This is a genomic window from Marinobacterium stanieri, from assembly GCF_900155945.1.
GTDB classification, from domain to species: Bacteria; Pseudomonadota; Gammaproteobacteria; order Pseudomonadales; family Balneatricaceae; genus Marinobacterium; species Marinobacterium stanieri.
Genome location: NZ_FTMN01000011.1, coordinates 82,676 through 102,075, shown reverse-complemented (window position 1 = coordinate 102,075; position 19,400 = coordinate 82,676). Strand labels below are relative to the sequence as shown.

Here is a 19,400-nt window from a genome sequence, read left to right as displayed (position 1 = left end):
GTAGCCCGAATCATGAGACTTGTTATATCTCGCGAAGCGCTCATCAAACCACTGCAGCTGGTAGCTGGTGTTGTGGAACGCCGTCAGACTCTGCCGGTGCTGTCCAACATCCTGTTGGTCGCAGAAGGTGAGCAACTGGCACTGACCGGCACCGATCTGGAAGTGGAACTGGTCGGCCGTGTGCAGCTGGATGAGCCCGTTGCCGAAGCCGGCTCGGTCACCGTACCGGCACGCAAGCTGATGGACATCTGTAAGTCACTGGCTGACGATGCGCGTATCGAACTTGAGCTGTCTGGTCAGAAAATGATGATCAAGTCAGGTCGCAGCCGCTTCAGTCTGTCCACACTGCCGGCACATGAATTCCCCAATGTGGAAGACAGCCCGGAAACCTTTGAGCTGGAATTGCCTCAGTCGGCCCTGCGTCGCCTGATCGAGCAGACCGGTTTTTCCATGGCTCAGCAGGACGTTCGCTATTACCTCAACGGCATGCTGCTGGAAGTGAAGGATGGTGAGCTGCGCAGCGTGGCTACGGACGGTCATCGTCTGGCTACTGCCGTCAACACCGTGCAGACCGATACGGCGTCACAGCAGCAGATTATCGTTCCGCGCAAGGGCATCCTGGAGCTGGCGCGTTTGCTGCAGGGCGGCGACGAGCATGTGCGCCTGGTGATCGGTGCAAACCATATCCGGGCCAATGTAGGAGACTTTACCTTCACCTCCAAACTGGTCGACGGCAAGTTCCCGGACTACCAACGCGTGATTCCGCGCAATGGTGACAAGGAGCTTCTGGGTGACCGTCAGGAGCTGCGTCAGGTATTCAGTCGTATTGCCATCCTCTCCAATGAGAAATACCGCGGCGTGCGCCTGACACTGAACAACGGCTACCTGCAGGTAATGGCCAATAACCCTGAACAGGAAGAAGCGGAAGAGACTGTTGCCGTGGATTATCAGGGTGGTCCGCTGGAGATTGGCTTCAACGTCAACTACCTGCTGGATGTGCTGTCGATCCTTAACTCCGATGTAGTGCGCTTCACTCTGCTGGACTCCAACAGCAGTGCCCTTATCCAGGGTTATGATGAGCCTGATGCACTCTACGTCGTCATGCCCATGCGCATGTAATGCTCTCAGGGGCCCCTTGCCGATCAAGGGGCTTCTATCCCCCTCTTCATGCCCCTCAAGCAACTCAAGATTCAGCACGTCCGCAACCTGGATGATGTCAGCCTGTCGCCGTTGAGTCGGATCAATATCCTCTATGGTGAAAACGGCAGTGGCAAAACCAGTGTACTGGAGGCGATTCATTTTCTGGGTTTGACCCGCTCTTTTCGTAACAGCCAGTTCAAGCATCTGGTCAGTGAGGGGCAGGAGCAGGCGTTGGTATTTGCTCAGGCAGATCCTCTGGCGACTGGTCAGGCCAAACCACTCGGCGTTGAGCGTCATCTGGACGGACAGGTGCGTGCCCGTTATGCCGGCAGCTCTTTGGGGGCTACCGACCTGGCCGAGCTGCTGCCGATCCAGGTGATCAACAGTGACACCTTTGATCTGCTGGATGGCTCACCCGGTGTGCGCAGGCAGTTTCTGGACTGGGGTGCTTTCCATGCTGACCCCGCTTTCATCCACCAGTGGCGCGGCTTTAAACGTGCGCTTAAGCAGCGGAATTCACTGCTGAAATGTGGTAAAATTGACCCTCGCGTCAGGCGGGTTTGGGACGCTGAATTTATTCAATATGCCGAGCAAATGACGGCATTGCGGCAAGCCTATATTGACCAGCTCAAACCGGATTTTGAAGCGGCGTTAGGTGCCCTCCTGCAGGGTATCGAAGTTCGTCTTCTGTTCAGTCCGGGCTGGGATCAAGGCAAGGGGCTTGAAGCGCTGCTGCATGACAGCTTCGAGCGCGATTTGCGTCAGGGCTTTACCAGTTTGGGCCCTCAGCGGGCCGACCTCAGATTCAAGGTCGGTACACTTAATGCCGCTGATCGCCTTTCCCGCGGACAGAAAAAATTGGTGGTCAGTGCGTTCAGGCTGGCCCAGGGCGCGCTGTTTCACCGTTTGAGTAACCGCGCCTGTATTTATCTGATCGATGACCTGCCGTCAGAGCTCGATGAGCGTCACTGTCGGCAGTTTTGTGAATTCCTGCAGGCGAGCGCCAACCAGTGCTTCATTACCTGCGTGGATCCCGCCTACCTGAGCAGGATCTGGCAGCCGGAGACGGATGTTGCGCTGTTCAGGGTGGAGTCCGGTACGTTAACGCACAGGGGTGCGCCAGGAGATCAAGAATGAGTGGTGAAAACCAAGATTACGACTCGTCCAGTATCAAGGTACTGAAGGGGCTGGATGCCGTCCGTAAACGCCCGGGTATGTATATCGGCGATACGGATGATGGCAGCGGCCTGCACCATATGGTGTTTGAGCTTGTTGATAACGGTATCGACGAAGCGCTGGCGGGCCACTGCTCTGAAATCGGGGTGATCATCCACCCGGATGAAAGCATTACGGTTTCCGATAATGGCCGTGGTATCCCGACCGACATTCACGAAGAAGAAGGTGTGTCAGCGGCTGAAGTCATCATGACGGTGCTGCATGCCGGCGGCAAGTTCGATGACAATACCTACAAGGTATCCGGTGGTCTGCACGGCGTGGGTGTTTCTGTTGTAAACGCCCTTTCTTCAGACCTCAAACTGACCATTCGTCGTGCTGGCCAGGTCCACGAGCAGATCTATCATCACGGTGTGCCTGAAGAGCCGCTGAAGATTGTGGGTGAAACCGATCTGACCGGTACTATCGTACGCTTCAAGCCGTCTGAAGAGACGTTCACGAATATCCAGTTCCAGTACGATATTCTGGCCAAGCGCCTGCGTGAGCTTTCCTTCCTTAATTCCGGTGTGCGTATCCGTCTGAAGGACGAGCGCTCCGGTCGCGAGGAAGTGTTCGAATACGAAGGTGGTCTGGCTGCGTTTGTTGAGTTCCTCAACCAGAACAAGTCACCGGTCAACAAGATTTTCCACTTCAACGCCATGCATGAAAACGGCGTCGGTGTTGAAGTGTCCATGCAGTGGAATGACAGCTTCCAGGAAAGTTTGCACTGCTTCGCCAATAACATCCCGCAGCGTGACGGTGGTACGCACCTGTCCGGTTTCCGTACCGCATTGACACGTTGCCTGAACAACTACATTGAATCTGAACAGCTAAACAAGACCGGCAAGGTCAGCACCAGTGGTGACGACAGCCGTGAAGGCCTTACCGCGATCATTTCGGTTAAGGTGCCTGATCCCAAGTTCTCCTCTCAGACCAAGGATAAGCTGGTCTCCTCTGAGGTGAAAACGGCGGTTGAGCAGATGATGGGGCAGTTCCTCAATGAGTACTTGTTGGAGAACCCTCAGGACGCCAAGGCTGTTGTTCAGAAGATGATTGATGCCGCCCGTGCCCGTGAAGCGGCGCGCAAGGCGCGTGAAATGACACGCCGTAAAGGTGCGCTGGATGTGGCGGGTCTGCCGGGTAAGCTGGCGGATTGTCAGGAAAAGGATCCGGCACTGTCTGAACTTTACCTGGTGGAGGGTGACTCTGCGGGTGGTTCCGCCAAGCAGGGTCGTGATCGTCGTACCCAGGCCATCCTGCCGCTCAAGGGTAAGATCCTGAACGTCGAGAAAGCCCGCTTTGACAAGATGCTGACCTCTGCCGAAGTCGGTACGCTGATTACGGCATTGGGCTGTGGTATTGGTCGTGAGGAGTTCAACCCGGATAAGCTGCGCTATCATCGCATCATCATCATGACCGATGCCGACGTTGACGGTTCTCACATCCGTACCCTGCTGTTGACCTTCTTCTTCCGTCAGATGCCGGAGCTGATCGAGCGCGGTCATATCTACATCGCTCAGCCGCCTCTGTACAAGATCAAGAAAGGCAAGCAGGAACAGTACCTCAAGGACGACGAGGCGCTGGATAACCATCTGCTGCAAGGTGCGCTGGACGGTACCAGCCTGTACCCGGGTGAAGACTCACCGGCTATCTCCGGTGCAGCTCTTGAGTCCCTGATTACCCGCTACCGCAAGGTTGAGCGTATCTGCCAGCGACTGAGTCGCGTCTATCCGCTGGAAGTGCTCAAGCGCCTGCTCTATCTGCCGACGCTTAGCCTTGAAGACCTGGCGGTGAAGGAAACAGTTGAAGCCTGGTCTGCCAAGCTTTGTGATGCTTTGGCCAACTATGTTGATGGCGGCGAACGTTACTCCTGCACCCTGCGCGAAGACCGTGAACACAGTCTTTTCTTGCCGGAAGTGAAGATTGTTCAGCATGGCGTGGACACTGACTATGTGCTGGATGTCGAGCTGTTCCGTTCACGTGACTATGCCACCATTGTTGAGCTGGGCTCTGAGCTTCAGTCCTTGCTGGATGATGGCGCCTTCCTTCAGCGTGGTGAACGTCGCTTCAGCCTGACCGAACTCGGCCAGGGTATTCTCTGGCTGCTGGACCAGTCGCGTCGCGGCAATGCGGTACAGCGCTATAAGGGTCTGGGTGAAATGAATCCGGATCAGCTGTGGGAAACCACCATGGATCCTGATGCCCGCCGTATGCTGCAGGTATCCATTGATGATGCGATTGCTGCTGATCAGCTGTTCACCACCCTGATGGGTGATGAAGTTGAGCCGCGTCGCAACTTCATCGAGTCGAATGCGTTGAACGTATCCAATCTGGATATCTGATGCTCGTTGGATGCCATACCGAAAAGCCGCTCACTTGAGCGGCTTTTTTGTGTCTATCGTTCAGGCGCTCCTTGGGTCTGTGGCCAGGACTTCATCTCTGCCACAGAAGCGTTCACGAAACTGTTGTAGTTGCGGGTAGTCGTTCAGTTCGATCAGCTCGCGGAAGCTGGCCCAGTCGACCAAAGAGTACAGGCAGATACCCGGGTAATCCCATTCTGAAAATTGCCCCTGATTCAGGCTTTCTTCCAGTGCACTCAAGGTGCTGCTGATTCGTTCCTTCTGTAGCCTGTAATACATGGCATCAGCTTCTGTATCCAGCCCTGATCGTTGGCTCAGCAATAGCACGACCAGCGAGTCCAGGGCGCCGTCTATGAGCGTGAGCTGGTTCTCTTCCTCCCAGCTGAGCGCCCTTCCCAATCCGTGTTCCTGTTGCAGATAACGTGCTATGACTCGGGAGTCATAGAGGTGCATACCCTTATCAACCAATACCGGAATTTTCATGATCGGTGTTTGCTGTGCCAGGGCGTTGCGCCCACCTGCATAGATGTCGAGTTCTGTATAGGTATGTGGTGTGTTTGCCAACAGTATCCGTATGCGTCTCACGAGCGGTGATGTACTCGATCCTATCAGTTCCATTGCTTTGTCCTTCTGGGTTTGTTTCACGTGAAACATATTACTTTGTAGCTTCGAGTATAGGTCAGTCGTTCGGGTTGGAATAATAGGTAAATACGATCTCAGCGATCATGCTTTTGGAATATATCGAACAATGTTCCACGTGAAACATCTATCAATTGGATTATGAGCGGGAGACAAAGACAGGGGGTGTGTTTCACGTGAAACAAAAAAGCCCCGCGTCCATAAAGGAGCACGGGGCTTTAGATTAGCCGGAACTGGTGCTTTATTTAGCCAAGCAGAGAAATATCAGCAACACCCAGGAATAGACGGCGCAGACGTTTCAATAGAGCCAAGCGATTGGCACGCACAGCTGCATCATCAGCCATAACCATGACGTTATCGAAGAAACTGTCGATAGGCGCGCGCAAGGATGCAAGTTTCTCCAGTGTCGAGCGGTAGTCACCCTGCTCGCACAGCGGCTGAATTTCAGACTCGATATTGGTAATGGCAGTTGCCAGTGCCTTCTCGGCATCTTCCGACAGCAGGGACTCATCAATATCGGCAGCCACGTCAGCCTGCTGCTTGCTGAGAATGTTGCTTACACGCTTATTGGCGGCAGCCAGGGAGTTTGCTTCTGCCAAGTTGCGGAAGTGGCTCACGGCTTGAACGCGACGGTCAAAGTCCAGCGGGCTGGTCGGGCGCAGTGCGTGAACAGATAGGAAAGTCTCAGCACTGATCTCACGATCTTCATACCAGGCACGGAAACGCTCCAGCATGAAGTCCAACACGCGGTCGGCCAGGCCTTCGCTACCCGGTAAGTCGCCGTGCTGTTCAGCAGCGATGCTAAGCAGCTGGTGCAGATCCAGATCCAGTTTGTGCTCAACAATAATGCGCAGCACACCCAGAGCGGCACGACGCAGTGCGAACGGGTCTTTTGAGCCTGTTGGTGGCTGGTTAATACCGAACAGGCCGGTCAGTGTGTCCAGACGATCAGCGATAGCCAGTGCGATACCGGACTTGGTAGTGGGCAGTTCATCGCCGGCAAAGCGTGGCATGTACTGCTCGTTCAGGGCCAGCGCGACTTCTTCAGCTTCACCATCATGCAGCGCATAGTGGTAACCCATGAGGCCCTGGAGGTCGGTGAATTCGAACACCATGTCGGTCATGAGGTCGCACTTGCTCAGCTGGGCGGAGCGACGAGCCATATCGGCATCGCCTTCGATCAGTTCAGCAATGGCTGCACTCAGGTTTTCGATACGCTGAGTCTTGTCAAAAACGGTACCCAGCTGCTGCTGGAAAACCACGCTTTTGAGCTTCTCAATACGGTTAGCCAGCGGGTGCTTCTTGTCGGTCTCAAAGAAGAACAGCGCATCAGCCAGGCGAGGACGAATAACCTTTTCGTTACCCTCGATGACCTGCTGCGGATCCTTGGATTCAATATTGGCCAGGGTGATAAAGAATGGCATCAGCTTGCCGTCTTTATCCAGCGCGTGGAAATATTTCTGATGCTCTTTCATTGAAGAGATCAGGGCTTCCGCCGGCACTTCCAGGAAGCGCTCTTCAAAGCGGCCGGTCAGAGCAACGGGCCATTCATTCAGCGCGGTCACTTCGTCCAGCAGGTCTTCATCAATCTGTGCGATGCCACCAAGGCGTTCGCCTTCACGTTTAACTTGCTCACGGATCAGTTCACGGCGCTCGGCAAAATCCGCCAGAACCTTGCCGGTATTTTTCAGTACCTGGGCATAGTCAGCGGGGGCCATCAGCTCAATATCATGGTTATAGTGGAAGCGGTGACCACGGGTCTTGCGACCGGCTTTCAGGCCCAGTACTTCGGCTTCAACCACTTCGTCACCCAGCAGCATGCACAGCCATTTGACCGGACGAACGAATTCGGTGCGAGACGCGCCCCAGCGCATGCGCTTGGGAATCGGCAGTTTGTTCAGGGATTCTGAAATGATACCCGGCAACAGAGACGCAGTGCTCTGCCCTGCTTCCACGCCACGGTAGACATAGTAATTGCCCTTGGGTGTTTCCATGACTTCCAGCTGGTCGGCGCTGACGCCACAGGAACCGGCAAAGCCCTGAACCGCCTTCTCGGGGGCCTGGGTAGCGGGACCACGTTTTTCGATGGCGCGATCAGGCTGCTGAGCATCGATATTGGTGATCAGTACAGCCAGGCGGCGCGGGCTGGCATAAGGCTTGGCCTCGGTATACTTGATGCCGGCAGCATCCAGGCCCGCGGTGATGCCATTCATAAAGGCAGCGGACAGGGTTGGCAGTGCTTTGGGAGGCAGTTCTTCTGTGCCCAGCTCAACCAGAAAATCGTGTTGTGACATGATTACTTCTCCTCCTCACAGGCAGCCAGGACTTCGGCACGGATCGCTTCAGGTGCCTGGGGGAAGCCGAGCTTGCGACGGGCTTCGAAATAGGCGTGGGCTACTTCACGCGCCAGAGTGCGGACACGCAGGATGTAGCGCTGGCGTTCAGTAACGGAAATGGCGTGGCGGGCGTCCAGCAGGTTGAACGTGTGTGACGCCTTCAGCACCATCTCGTAGGCCGGCAACGGCAGGCCGGCTTTCAGCAGTTTCTGGCACTCGGACTCGTAGTGGTCAAAGCTGCCGAACAGTGCCGGTACATCAGCGTGTTCGAAGTTGTAGGTCGACATTTCCACTTCATTCTGGTGGAAAACATCGCCATAGGTAACAACGCTGCCATCCGGGTAGCGGGTCCAGATCAGGTCATAGATGCTGTCGACGCCCTGCAGGTACATGGCGATACGCTCCAGACCGTAGGTGATTTCACCGGTCACCGGGTAGCACTCAAGACCACCTGCTTGCTGGAAGTAGGTGAACTGAGTCACCTCCATGCCGTTGAGCCAGACTTCCCAGCCCAGTCCCCAGGCACCCAGTGTCGGGGATTCCCAGTTATCTTCTACGAAGCGCACGTCGTGCACGGACAGGTCGATGCCCAGCCGCTCAAGCGAGCCCAGGTACAGTTCCTGAATGTTGTCGGGTGAAGGCTTGAGTACAGTCTGGAACTGGTAATAATGCTGCAGGCGGTTGGGGTTGTCGCCGTAGCGGCCATCGGTCGGACGGCGGCTGGGCTGCACGTAGGCCGAGCGCCAGGTCTCGGGTCCGATTGCCCGCAGGAAAGTTGCCGGGTGGAAGGTCCCTGCACCTACCTCCAGGTCCAGTGGCTGCACGATGACACAGCCCTGTTCGGCCCAGTATTGTTGCAGGGCCAGGATCAGTCCCTGGAATGTGCTAACGTCTGGAGTCACCTTGTCAGTCACAGAAATCACCATTGCTGTTGAATGTGGTCGAAATAGGAGCCGAATTATACATGATTTGGAGGGGGTAAAGCTTGACCCTCAGGGGAAAATCTGGCGTGAAAGCCTCCCCTCTTAACCGCCGTGTCGGCACTGACTATAATCCTGAGTCATACGCGTAAATGAAGGGAGCTTGGCTGTGAAACTGATTAAATCGCTGTTGGCGGTTATGCTGCTGGGGCTGTTGTCATTATTGCCCCTGGGCGCAGCTCAGGCTTTGGGTCGCTGGGTGGGACGTCGCCTTTGGAACAAGGGGGAGCGTTCACAGATGGTGCGTCAGACACGACGCAATATCGATGTGTGCTTTCCGGAATTGCCGCAGGCAGAGCGGGAGAAACTGATGAAGGAAAGTCTGGAGCATACCGGCAGTGTCATGTGTGAAATGGGAATGGCCTGGTTCTGGTCATCGAAGCGAACCTTGAAGAAGGTACGCAATATCCATAAGGAAGAGTTACTGCAGGAAGCCCAGGCACGAGGCAAAGGCGTTATTCTGATCGCTCCTCATTTGGGTAACTGGGAGCTGATCAATCTCTACCTGGCTAACCACTACCCGTTTACGGCGATGTACAAGCCCCCTCGCCTCAAACTGATGGATGATCTGATCAAGAAGATGCGTGCCCGCCTGGGAACACGGATGGCTCCAGCCGACAGTCGCGGGGTTCGTATGGTGATGAAGGCACTGAAGAAAGGTGAAATGGTGGGCATACTGCCGGACCAGGAGCCTGACCGTAAGGGCGGTATTCATGCGCCCTTCTTTGGCATCGATGCCCTTACCATGAAGCTGGTACCGCAACTGGCGGCACAAACCGGCGCTACAGTGCTCTGTGCGTACAGCAAGCGCCTGCCGGATGCAGAGGGGTTTGATCTCTACTTTCGTGAAGCGGAAGGGGACATCAACAGCAAGGATCTGGCACTATCCGCTGCTGCCATGAACCGCTCGATGGAAGCCTGTGTGCGAGACTTTCCGGAGCAGTACCAGTGGGAGTACCGCCGTTTCAATACTCGCCCCAGTAAAGATGAGCCGCGCTTCTATAAGTAATCAGCGGCGCCAGAAGGCGGGGGTGAACAGGACCAGCATGGTGAACACCTCCAATCGCCCCAGCAACATGGCAAAGCACAGAATCCATTTGGCGGTCTCATTGAGGCCGCCGAAATGCGCCGAGACATCTCCCAGGCCCGGGCCCAGGTTGTTCAATGTGGCACCGATCGCTGACCAGGCCGTGACCTGATCCAGACCCGTGGCCAGCAACGCCAACAGCATCACCACAAATACGATCAGATAGACCGAGAAGAAGCCCCAGACCGCCTGCAGAATTCGGTCTGAAATGGGTCGCTGCCCCAGTTTGACCGGGATCACCGCGTTGGGGTGAATCAGGCGCAGAATCTCGCGGTAGCCCTGCTTCAGGATCAACAGGATGCGGATCGCTTTCATGCCACCCGCCGTGGAGCTGGCACAACCGCCGACAAAGGCCAGTACAAAAAGCATAAAGGGCAGCATGGCGGGCCAGTGGGCGAAGTCTGCGGTGGCAAAGCCGGTGGTCGTAGCAACCGATACCACCATAAAGGCAGCCTTGCGCAGCGACTCAACGGCTGGATAGGTTTCGGTGATCACCAGTACGAACAGCGTCAACAGCGTGATCAGGCCCAGCAGCGACAGGTAAAAACGTACCTCCGGATCCTGCAGATAGTGCAGCAGCGTGTGATGACGCCAGGCAAAAAAGTGCAGGCCAAAGTTGATGCCGGCAATCACCATGAAGAAGATGGCGATCATCTCGATGGTGGGGTTATTGAAGTAGCCGATGCTGGCGTCATGGGTAGAAAACCCGCCGATGGCGACCGTCGAGAAGCTGTGACCAATAGCGTCAAAGGGCGTCATGCCCGCCAGCCAGTATGCGGCGGCACAGGCGATGGTCAGGGACAGGTAGATATACCAGAGTGCCTTGGCCGTTTCCGTGATGCGTGGCGTCAGCTTGTTGTCCTTCACCGGCCCAGGCGCTTCAGCACGATACAGCTGCATCCCCCCGATACCGAGCATGGGCAGAATAGCCACGGCCAGTACGATGATACCCATACCGCCCAGCCACTGGAGCTGCTGGCGGTAGTAGAGAATGGAGTGCGGCAGCTGGTCCAGCCCTGTCATGACCGTTGCCCCGGTCGTCGTCAGGCCGGATATGGACTCGAAAACGGCATCGACGCCGCTGAGTCCGGGCTGTTCCGATAGCATCAACGGCAACGAACCGAACACCCCCAGTACCGTCCAGAACAGCACCGTGACAAGAAAACCGTCGCGAATACTCAGCTCCTGACGCACGGCGTACACCGGTACCCAGATAATAAAGCCGGTAGTCAGCGTGATGATGAAGGCGGTAATAAAGGCCCAGTGGGTGTTGTCCTGGTAGTAGGCAGAGACCAGTAGCGGCGGCAGCTGGGTAATGCTGAAGATCATCAGCAGAATACCCAGAATGCGCAGAATCACTTGAAAGTGCATCGACAGAGCCTCAGAAGAAAGTCAGACCCACCTGGAACAGGCGCTCGACCTCGGCAATGCGGCGCTTGTCTACCAGGAACAGGATTACATGGTCGTCGTTTTCAATAACAAGATCATCGTGTGCGATGAGTACTTCGCTGCCGCGAATGATTGCGCCGATGGTGGTTCCGGGCGGCAGATCAATCTCTTCAATGGCACGGCCAACCACGCGTGAGCTGCGCTTGTCACCATGTGCCACGGCTTCCAGCGCTTCGGCAGCACCGCGACGCAACGAGTGCACCGCCGCCACATCGCCTCGGCGTACATGGGTCAGCAGTGCGCCAATTGTGGTCTGCTGCGGTGAAATGGCGATGTCGATCACCCCGCCCTGCACCAGGTCAACATAGGCCGGGTTGTTAATCAGGGTCATCACGGTGCGTGCGCCCAAACGCTTGGCCAGCATGGAAGCCATGATGTTGGCTTCATCGTCGTTGGTCAGCGCACAGAACACATCGGTGTCTTCGATGTTCTCTTCGACCAGCAGGTCACGGTCGGAGGCGCTGCCATGCAGTACGATGGTGTTGTTCAGGTTCCGTGCCAGCAGATTGCAGCGGGTCAGATCCCGCTCAATCAATTTGACCTGATAGTCCCGCTCCAGGGAGCCTGCCAGCCGTGCACCGATATTACCGCCACCGGCAATGATGATGCGTTTATAGGAACGGTCCAGACGGCGCAGCTCGCTCATTACGGCACGGATATCGCGTCGGGCGGCAATAAAGAACACTTCATCATCGGCTTCGATGACCGTATCCCCTTTCGGGATCATTGGATGATCCTGACGGAAGATGGCCGCGACGCGGGTATCGATATTGGGCATGTGAGAGCGCAGGAAAGAAATTTCGCGCCCGACCAGCGGTCCGCCATAGTAGGCCTTTACCGCCACCAGCTGGGCCTGGCCGGAAGCAAAGTCGAGCACCTGCAGCGCACCGGGGTACTGGATCATGCGCTTGATGTGCTGAGTTACCAGTTCCTCGGGGCTGATCAAAACATCCACCGGAATGCCCTTGTCACTGAAAATGGCATGATCCCGCTGCAGGTAATCATGCTCTCGTACACGGGCAATCTTGGTGGGGATGTTGAACAGGCTGCGCGCCACCTCACAGGCGATCATGTTGACTTCATCGCTGTTGGTCACAGCAATCAGCATGTCGGCGTCCTGGGCACCAGCCTGATCCAGAGCACTTGGGTAGGAGGCTTTGCCTTCTACCGTGCGGATATCGAGGCGGTCCTGCAGTTCGCGCAGGCGTGCGCCATTGGTATCGATCACAGTGATGTCGTTGGCTTCGTTGGCCAGGTGTTCGGCGAGTGAGCCACCGACCTGGCCGGCGCCCAGGATAATGATCTTCATGCGAGTTTGTCGTCTACCTGTTTGTCCAGTACGGCATAGTAGAAACCATCATGGCCGTCAGGCTGCGGGAACAGCTGGCGGCCGAAGGGACGTGCTTCGCCCCAGGGGGCATCGATCGGCTGATGGATGGCGTCGGGATGCTGCTTGATGAAGCGCTCAATCACCCGTTCATTCTCTTGTCCAAAGATGGAACAGGTGGCGTACACCAGGCGTCCACCCGGCTGCAGCATGGACCAGAGGTTATTGAGAATGCTGAGCTGTACGCTGGCCAGTGCAGCGATATCTTCACCGCGACGCAAGAGCTTGATGTCGGGATGACGGCGAATCACGCCCGTTCCGCTGCAGGGCGCGTCGATCAGGATACGATCGAACAGTTGCCCATCCCACCAATCCTGGCTGCTGGCATCAGCGGTCAGCACTTCGCAACCCAGCTGCAGACCCAGGCGGTGCAGGTTGTCGTGAATTCGCTGTCCCCGTTCCGGCTCCAGCTCGACGGCAATGACATCCTGCAAGTGCGTGTTCTGCTCCAGCAGGTGGCAAAGCTTGCCGCCCGGGGCTGCACAGGCATCCAGGACGCGCTGGCCGTTTTCGGCAGCCAGAAGACCGGCAGCCAACTGCGCCGCTTCATCCTGAACGCTCAACTCCCCCTCGGCGAAACCGGGCAAGGCGCTGACATCACAGGGTGAGTCCAGCCCAATACCATCATCACTGAACTGGCAGGCCGCTGCGGGAATATCTGCCTCTTGCAGCTTTTGCAGAGCCTTTTCGCGAGTAAGTAAGCGCTTATTAACGCGGAGTGTCATCGGCGCCTGCTGATCGTTGGCCTGCAGGATGCTCTGCCAATGCTCCGGCCAGTTGGGCTGCAGTTTGCTGATCATCCACTGAGGGTGGTTCCACTGAAAGGCAGGATCTTGCGCCAGTGCTTCTTCAGCCTGCTTCTGCTCGCGCTGGTAGCGGCGCAGAATGGCGTTGAGCAGCTTGCTCGCCCAGGGCTTGTTCAGTGCAGCACAGGCATCAACGGTTTCGTTCAGCGTCGCATGTGCCGGAATGCGGCTGGAACGCAGCTGCCAAAGGCCGATCAGCAGCAGCGCATGGATATCCAGGTCCTGCTGTTTGAAGGGCTTGCGCAGAAAATGGTTGGCAAGCTGCTCAAGGCGAAACAGTTCGCGCATGGTGCCGTAGCAAAGTTGCTGCAGCAGTGCGCGATCACGTTCAGGGCAGTGCGCCAGGTGTGCCGGTAGGTGGGTACTCAGAGAGCCGTGCTGGCGCAATAGAGGTGCCAGCACCTGAGCTGCCAGGGCACGCACATTGATTGACTCAACCAAGGGTGACTCCCGGTGCCAGGCGGGCACTGTGTGCATTCAATAGGTTGCGGGCGGTTTGCGGGCGGCCGCCGGGAAGCTGTAGTTCAGTTAAATAAACGCTGCCAGAGCCTGCTGCGACGCGAATGCCCTCGGCATCGGCGGACATAATGGTACCTGGAGCTGCATCAGTAGGCTGTTCATCAGCGTGACCGGCCCAGATGCGCAGGTTATCGCCCTCAAGTGCACTGAAGCACACCGGCCAGGGGTTGAAACCACGAATGCGACGCGCAATTTCAGCGGCCGGCTGGGTCCAGTCGATCTGCCCTTCCCGCTTTTCCAGCTTGTGTGCATAGGTTGCCTGGCTGTCATCCTGTACTTCAGGGGTCAGTTCACCTGCAGCCAGTGGTGCCAGTGTGCTGATCAAAGTCTGAGCGCCGAGGTCTGCCAGGCGGTCATGCAGGCTGCCACTGGTATCGCTGCTTTCAATATCGCAAACGGCTTTGCTCAGCATGTCGCCGGTATCAAGCCCCGCATCCATCTGCATTATGGTGATGCCTGTTTGTGTGTCACCCGCAAGCAGTGACCGGTGAATGGGCGCAGCGCCCCGCCAGCGTGGCAGCAGTGAGGCATGCACGTTAATGCAGCCCAGTCGCGGCGTATCCAGCACTGCCTGTGGCAAAATCAGGCCATAGGCGACCACGATCATCAGATCGGCATTGAGGCTTGCCAGCGTCTGCTGTTCGGTTTCATCTTTCAACGATAAAGGCTGATACACCGGAATGTCGTGCTCCAGGGCCAGGCTCTTTACCGGGCTGGGGCGTAATTTGCGGCCACGACCGGCAGGCCGGTCTGGTTGGGTATACACGGCCACCACGTCATGTTCGCTGGCCAGAACAGCCGCCAGGCTGGACGCTGCGAAATCGGGTGTGCCGGCAAAAATAATACGCAGAGGGGTCTGACTCATCAGGTAGGCTCCATACAAAAACAGGTTTGCATCTGCAAACCTGTTCTAGTGACCAGCGGCTCAGGCCTGCTGTGATTCCAGGCGGTGCTTTTTCTCCAGCTTGCCGCGGATGCGGTTGCGCTTGAGAGCGGTCAGATAATCGACAAAGAGCTTGCCGTTGAGGTGATCCAGTTCGTGCTGAATGCAAACGGCCAGCAGGCCCTCGGCTTCCAGTTCGTAGGGGTTGCCGTCTCGATCCAGCGCCTTGAGCAAAATGCGATTGGGGCGCTTTACCTCTTCATAAAAACCGGGAACCGACAGGCAACCTTCCTGCATTTCCTCGAGTTCATCCTGAAGGACGGTAAATTCGGGGTTGATCATGACCAGGGGGTCATTGCCCTCTTCGGAAATGTCGATGGTCACGATGCGCTTGTGTACGTTTACCTGGGTCGCAGCCAGGCCAATTCCGGGCGCGTCGTACATAGTTTCGAACATGTCATCCACGATTTTGCGGATTTCGTCGTCAACTTGCTCCACCGGTTCAGCGATGGTTCTTAGACGCGGGTCAGGGAATTCGAGAATATTGAGCTTGGCCATAGGTATATGCTTTTTCGGAGGTTAAATTCCGACCATTTGGTGGCAAAATAAATGAGCTACCCTCATTATACTGAATAACGTGCCTAATGCATTGCTTTGGGGACCTTAAGGGTCGGGTGGTCCAAGGCCGGAACAAGACAAGGGAGTTGAGCGATGAGAGGAGTGCTGTATGGCTTGATCGGGGGCTGTCTGCTCTGGGCCGGTGCCGCCAACGCGGATCGTGTGCAGTTGCAGGAGGGTCATCCGACCGAGTACGTAGTGGTTAAGGGCGATACCCTGTGGGATATTTCGGGCCGCTTTTTGCGCAGCCCCTGGCGTTGGCCAGAAGTCTGGAACGTCAACCCGCAGATCGATAACCCGCACCTGATCTATCCTGGTGACGTGATTTACCTGACCTGGGTCGACGGCCAACCCCGTTTGAGCCTGCGTCGTGGCGTACGCAAACTGTCGCCACAGGTACGCGTTCAGCAATTGGAACAGCCGATACCGGCGATTCCGTTGCGTGATATCTCCAGCTTCCTGAATGAAAACCGTGTGGTGCAGGACGATACCCTGATTACTGCGCCGTATGTTATCGGTGGCCGTAATGAAAGCATCATTGCCGGTGCCGGTGATCGTGTCTATGCCCGTGGTCAGCGTATCGACGAGGATATCGATCAGCAGAGCCTGTACCGTCCGGCACGCCAGTACACCCATCCGGTGACCGGTGAGCTGTTGGGTTATGAACTTTATAAAGTAGCGGATGCACTGGTAAGAGCCGAAGAAGGCGACATCCTGACGCTTGACCTGACCAAAACCCGCGAAGAAGTACGTACCCGCGACCGTCTGCTGCCCAACGATACCTCGCGCATTGAATCGGTGTTTTATCCGAAGCCGGGTCCGGCCATTGAAGATGCGCTGATCATCGATGTATTGGGTGGCGTGGCCAAGATCGGTCAGTTCGATGCGGTAGCACTGAGCTTCGGTGACCAGGAAGGTGTTGAGCCCGGTCACGTGTTTGCCATCTACAAGAAAGGCGAGATGGTAAAAGACCCGGTTAACGGTGAAATGGTTAAGTTGCCGGATGAGCACGCCGGTGAACTGATGGTGTTCAAGACCTTTGAACGCGTCAGTTACGGTCTGGTGATGGATGCCACCAACGTTATTTCAGTGGGTGACAGCCTGCACCAGCCTTAACACAGGATAATGCAATGCACGGTGATCCAAGGGAATGGATCGCCGCCGGCCTGTTGCCGGGCCTGGGTCCGGCAACAGCAACCCGATTAAGCCAGGAAGGCGTCTCCCTGCCACAGTTGCTGCGAGGTGAATGTGGTCTTCCGGCGCATGTGCGCCTGCGTCGACAGACGCTCGATGCCCTCCATGACTTTCAACGCGGCGGCGAACTTCAACAACGAGCCGACAGCCTTGTTCAGCAGGCCCATGATAACGGCTGGAGTTTACTGACGCCCAGTCATCCCCTCTATTCGCCACTGCTGCGCGAAATTCCGGACCCGCCACTGGTACTCTGGTGTCAGGGTGATCTGGATGCTCTGGCGCGCCCCATGCTCGGTATCGTCGGCAGTCGCAATGCCAGCCGCCCCGGCCTGCGCCTGGCTTATGATTTTGCCGCGGCCCTGAGTCAGGTTGGCATTATGCCGATCAGCGGGCTGGCTCTGGGTATCGATGCGGAGGTGCATCGCGGGTGTGTTGACCATGCACAGCCAACGCTGGCGGTGGTCGGCACCGGACTGGACCAGGTCTATCCAAGGCGCAACGCGCGGCTGGCGCAGCAGATACTGAATGCAGGCGGCCTGATTGTCTCTGAGTATCCGCCGGGCACTCCGCCCCGCCCGGCCAGTTTTCCCCGGCGTAACCGGATTATCAGCGGCCTGTCGGTGGGAACGCTGGTGGTTGAGGCTGCGCCACGCAGCGGCTCGCTGATTACGGCGCGCCAGGCTCTGGAGCAGGGGCGCGAAGTCTTTGCCATCCCCGGTTCGGTCAATAATCCGCTCAGCCGTGGTTGCCATGCCCTGATTCGTGAGGGTGCGGTGCTGGTAGAGCAGGTCGAACATATTATTGAACATCTGGGCCCCCTGCTGGGAGCTCTGGATACTTCCGCGCCGTCTGTTCAGACCGAGGAACCTCCACCGGTACCTGATGACCCCTTGTTGGCACTGATCCCCTTCGAACCCCTGTGGATCGACCAGCTGGCCGTGGATAGCGGCCTCTCATCAGCCGACTTGCAGGTGCAGTTGATCCGCCTGGAAATGTCAGGCTGGGTAGAATTGCTCGGCGCCCGTGTACAGCGCATTCGCGGCTGATCTCCTTCTGTTCATCTGCAGGGACTGGAGTGGGGAATTTTCGTCCAGTGCTTGCTATAATCGCTGACTTTCCTTTTTTCCGGCCAGGCCGGAAAGCCAGACCCTGAAGTGGTAGCGGCGCCTCTGCCCTGCTGCGCGGTCAGAGTGATGACGGGAGTAACCGATGAGTGCAAAAGTGGCGATCGTGATGGGTTCGCGTTCGGATTGGCCTACCATGGAAGAAGCGGCCGGAATTCTCGATACACTGGGTGTTGAATATGATGCCGAGGTGGTATCAGCGCACCGTACGCCGGACAAGATGTTCCGCTTCGCCGAGCAGGCCGCTGAAAACGGCTATAAGGTCATTATCGCCGGTGCCGGCGGTGCGGCCCACCTGCCGGGCATGATTGCGGCCAAGACACTGGTACCTGTACTGGGTGTGCCGGTGCAGAGCAAGGCGCTGAGCGGTCAGGACAGCATGCTGTCGATCCTGCAGATGCCGCGTGGCGTGCCTGTCGGTACCCTGGCCATCGGTGGTGCCGGTGCGTTCAATGCAGGCCTGCTGGCTGCGCAGATGCTGGCAACCGATGACTCCGAGCTGGCCCGGCGCCTGTCCGACTGGCGTCAGGCCCAGACCCAGACCGTTCTTGATAATCCCGATCCGCGAGGTTGATACAGATGCTGCCACGAATCGTCGTTGCCGGTAACGGCCAGCTGGGCCAGATGCTGCAGCAGGCTGGCGCACCCCTGCAATTGGAGGTGATGCCGGTTGATCCCAATGCCGATATCGAGCTGGGCCTGCGCCCTGATGATGTCATCACCGTTGAAATCGAACACTGGTCTGACAGTGTCAGCGGGCTGCAGCTGAAGCAGCACCCCAATTTTCGTAATGCCGCTGCCCTGCATGCGGTGATCGACCGCCAGCGTCAGAAAGCACTGCTGGACCGACTGGATGTACCAACCTCGCCCTGGGTAAGCCTGGAATCCGGTGACCTGAATGCGCAGCTGGAGTCCGTGGCAGACAAGGTGATCGTCAAGCGCCGCCGTGGCGGTTATGACGGTCGTGGCCAGTGGCGCTGGCAGAAAGGTGACCAGCCGGAGGCCGAGTGGGCCGGCGAATGCATCGCCGAAGCGATGATCCCGTTCAGCCATGAGGTATCCCTGGTCGGTGCACGCAACGCCGCTGGCGAAAAGGTGTTTTACCCGCTGACACGCAACTGGCATGAAAACGGTATTCTGCGTGCCAGCGTATCCAATCTGCAGGTGCCCGCACAGCAGCAGAAGGATGCGGAAGACTGGCTCGGCCGTATCATGGACGACGAAGACTATATCGGCGTGATGGCGATGGAGTGCTTCGTTGTTGATGGCAAGCTGCTGGTGAATGAGCTGGCGCCGCGTGTACACAACTCTGGCCACTGGACTCAGGAAGGCTCGGCTATCAGCCAGTTCCAGCTGCACTTGCGTGCGCTGGCAGATCTGCCGCTTATCACTCCGCCGGTTGATGGCGCTTCAGTGATGTATAACCTGCTGGGACGAAACTGGAAACCCGAGTGGCTGCAGGTCCCCGGCGTTCATGTCCACTGGTATGGCAAGGAGATCCGCCCGGGCCGCAAGGTAGGACACGTGAATATCTGCCGTGCCGACCAGGCTTCCCTGATCGAGAGCCTCAAGGCGCTGCAGGCGCTGGTTGATGACGAAGACAAGATTGTCTTTGAGTGGAGTATTGATCAGCTGCAGGGCTAAAAACTGACCTGATATTGGCCGG

16 protein-coding genes are annotated in these 19,400 nt (G+C 57.0%); 8 read left to right on the top strand and 8 right to left on the bottom strand.

Features of this window, described 5'->3' with window-relative positions; all coding sequences use genetic code 11:
- Positions 1-12: 12 nt before the first annotated feature.
- The 3 genes from dnaN to gyrB are packed head-to-tail and all read left to right on the top strand — an operon-like array spanning position 13 to position 4,694.
- The gene (dnaN, locus tag BW956_RS19600) at positions 13-1,119 is read left to right on the top strand and encodes a DNA polymerase III subunit beta (protein WP_010324468.1); all 1,107 of its coding nucleotides are present in this window, start codon (positions 13-15) and stop codon (positions 1,117-1,119) included.
- Between the two features lie 48 nt (positions 1,120-1,167).
- On the top strand, positions 1,168-2,277 hold the full coding sequence (gene recF, locus BW956_RS19595) for a DNA replication/repair protein RecF (RefSeq protein ID WP_076465600.1): 1,110 nt from the start codon (positions 1,168-1,170) through the stop codon (positions 2,275-2,277).
- Entirely contained in the window at positions 2,274-4,694 is a 2,421-nt protein-coding gene (gene gyrB / locus BW956_RS19590; RefSeq protein ID WP_076465597.1) for a DNA topoisomerase (ATP-hydrolyzing) subunit B, read from the top strand. The genes recF and gyrB overlap by 4 nt, the downstream gene beginning before the upstream one ends.
- Positions 4,695-4,754: 60 nt before the next feature.
- On the opposite strand, the gene BW956_RS19585 is transcribed toward gyrB, so the two are convergent.
- The 3 genes from BW956_RS19585 to glyQ all read right to left on the bottom strand — a co-directional run bounded on the left by BW956_RS19585 (position 4,755) and on the right by glyQ (position 8,613).
- The gene (locus BW956_RS19585; RefSeq protein ID WP_076465594.1) at positions 4,755-5,330 is read right to left on the bottom strand and encodes a glutathione S-transferase family protein; all 576 of its coding nucleotides are present in this window, start codon (positions 5,328-5,330) and stop codon (positions 4,755-4,757) included.
- Between the two features lie 266 nt (positions 5,331-5,596).
- On the bottom strand, positions 5,597-7,645 hold the full coding sequence (gene glyS, locus BW956_RS19580) for a glycine--tRNA ligase subunit beta (protein WP_076465592.1): 2,049 nt from the start codon (positions 7,643-7,645) through the stop codon (positions 5,597-5,599).
- A 2-nt stretch (positions 7,646-7,647) separates the two neighbouring features.
- A complete protein-coding gene (glyQ, locus tag BW956_RS19575; protein ID WP_076465589.1) occupies positions 7,648-8,613 on the bottom strand; it encodes a glycine--tRNA ligase subunit alpha in 966 nt (321 codons plus the stop codon).
- 163 nt (positions 8,614-8,776) lie between these two features.
- Here glyQ and BW956_RS19570 point away from each other — a divergent pair, with 163 nt between their 5' ends.
- The gene (locus tag BW956_RS19570; protein WP_083703164.1) at positions 8,777-9,676 is read left to right on the top strand and encodes a lysophospholipid acyltransferase family protein; all 900 of its coding nucleotides are present in this window, start codon (positions 8,777-8,779) and stop codon (positions 9,674-9,676) included.
- Here BW956_RS19570 and BW956_RS19565 read toward each other — a convergent pair whose 3' ends face one another.
- Genes BW956_RS19565 through def form a run of 5 tightly spaced genes read right to left on the bottom strand, consistent with a single transcriptional unit; the run spans position 9,677 to position 15,356 of the window.
- Positions 9,677-11,125 (bottom strand): TrkH family potassium uptake protein, encoded by a 1,449-nt coding sequence (locus BW956_RS19565; protein ID WP_076465587.1) that lies wholly within the window; start codon positions 11,123-11,125, stop codon positions 9,677-9,679.
- Between the two features lie 10 nt (positions 11,126-11,135).
- Positions 11,136-12,512 (bottom strand): Trk system potassium transporter TrkA, encoded by a 1,377-nt coding sequence (gene trkA / locus BW956_RS19560; RefSeq protein WP_010324460.1) that lies wholly within the window; start codon positions 12,510-12,512, stop codon positions 11,136-11,138.
- Positions 12,509-13,837 carry a 16S rRNA (cytosine(967)-C(5))-methyltransferase RsmB gene (gene rsmB / locus BW956_RS19555; protein WP_244894396.1) on the bottom strand — a complete coding sequence of 443 codons (1,329 nt, stop codon included), beginning with the start codon at positions 13,835-13,837 and terminating at the stop codon, positions 12,509-12,511. The genes trkA and rsmB overlap by 4 nt, the downstream gene beginning before the upstream one ends.
- Positions 13,830-14,780, bottom strand: a complete 951-nt coding sequence (fmt, locus tag BW956_RS19550; RefSeq protein ID WP_076465584.1) for a methionyl-tRNA formyltransferase — start codon at positions 14,778-14,780, stop codon at positions 13,830-13,832. Before fmt ends, rsmB begins: the two co-directional genes overlap by 8 nt.
- A gap of 60 nt (positions 14,781-14,840) precedes the next feature.
- Positions 14,841-15,356, bottom strand: coding sequence for a peptide deformylase (def, locus tag BW956_RS19545; RefSeq protein ID WP_076465581.1), 516 nt, complete (start codon positions 15,354-15,356; stop codon positions 14,841-14,843).
- Between the two features lie 153 nt (positions 15,357-15,509).
- On the opposite strand from def, the gene BW956_RS19540 reads away from it, so the two are divergent.
- From BW956_RS19540 to purK, 4 genes are all read left to right on the top strand, one after another.
- Positions 15,510-16,532: a LysM peptidoglycan-binding domain-containing protein gene (locus tag BW956_RS19540; RefSeq protein WP_010324456.1), complete on the top strand. Its 1,023-nt coding sequence runs from the start codon at positions 15,510-15,512 to the stop codon at positions 16,530-16,532.
- Between the two features lie 14 nt (positions 16,533-16,546).
- Entirely contained in the window at positions 16,547-17,656 is a 1,110-nt protein-coding gene (gene dprA, locus BW956_RS19535; RefSeq protein ID WP_076465579.1) for a DNA-processing protein DprA, read from the top strand.
- 163 nt (positions 17,657-17,819) lie between these two features.
- Entirely contained in the window at positions 17,820-18,308 is a 489-nt protein-coding gene (gene purE, locus BW956_RS19530) for a 5-(carboxyamino)imidazole ribonucleotide mutase (RefSeq protein WP_076465576.1), read from the top strand.
- Between the two features lie 5 nt (positions 18,309-18,313).
- Positions 18,314-19,378: a 5-(carboxyamino)imidazole ribonucleotide synthase gene (gene purK / locus BW956_RS19525; RefSeq protein ID WP_076465574.1), complete on the top strand. Its 1,065-nt coding sequence runs from the start codon at positions 18,314-18,316 to the stop codon at positions 19,376-19,378.
- Positions 19,379-19,400: the final 22 nt, after the last annotated feature.

Excerpts from the sequence above, each read along its gene's own strand:
- BW956_RS19565 (WP_076465587.1), bottom strand. The coding sequence starts at position 11,125 with ATGCACTTTCAAGTGATTCTGCGCATTCTGGGTATTCTGCTGATGATC.
- dnaN (WP_010324468.1), top strand. The coding sequence starts at position 13 with ATGAGACTTGTTATATCTCGCGAAGCGCTCATCAAACCACTGCAGCTG.
- glyQ (WP_076465589.1), bottom strand. The coding sequence starts at position 8,613 with ATGGTGATTTCTGTGACTGACAAGGTGACTCCAGACGTTAGCACATTC.
- fmt (WP_076465584.1), bottom strand. The coding sequence starts at position 14,780 with ATGAGTCAGACCCCTCTGCGTATTATTTTTGCCGGCACACCCGATTTC.
- glyS (WP_076465592.1), bottom strand. The coding sequence starts at position 7,645 with ATGTCACAACACGATTTTCTGGTTGAGCTGGGCACAGAAGAACTGCCT.
- purE (WP_076465576.1), top strand. The coding sequence starts at position 17,820 with ATGAGTGCAAAAGTGGCGATCGTGATGGGTTCGCGTTCGGATTGGCCT.
- gyrB (WP_076465597.1), top strand. The coding sequence starts at position 2,274 with ATGAGTGGTGAAAACCAAGATTACGACTCGTCCAGTATCAAGGTACTG.
- def (WP_076465581.1), bottom strand. The coding sequence starts at position 15,356 with ATGGCCAAGCTCAATATTCTCGAATTCCCTGACCCGCGTCTAAGAACC.
- BW956_RS19585 (WP_076465594.1), bottom strand. The coding sequence starts at position 5,330 with ATGGAACTGATAGGATCGAGTACATCACCGCTCGTGAGACGCATACGG.
- BW956_RS19540 (WP_010324456.1), top strand. The coding sequence starts at position 15,510 with ATGAGAGGAGTGCTGTATGGCTTGATCGGGGGCTGTCTGCTCTGGGCC.
- recF (WP_076465600.1), top strand. The coding sequence starts at position 1,168 with ATGCCCCTCAAGCAACTCAAGATTCAGCACGTCCGCAACCTGGATGAT.
- trkA (WP_010324460.1), bottom strand. The coding sequence starts at position 12,512 with ATGAAGATCATTATCCTGGGCGCCGGCCAGGTCGGTGGCTCACTCGCC.
- dprA (WP_076465579.1), top strand. The coding sequence starts at position 16,547 with ATGCACGGTGATCCAAGGGAATGGATCGCCGCCGGCCTGTTGCCGGGC.
- purK (WP_076465574.1), top strand. The coding sequence starts at position 18,314 with ATGCTGCCACGAATCGTCGTTGCCGGTAACGGCCAGCTGGGCCAGATG.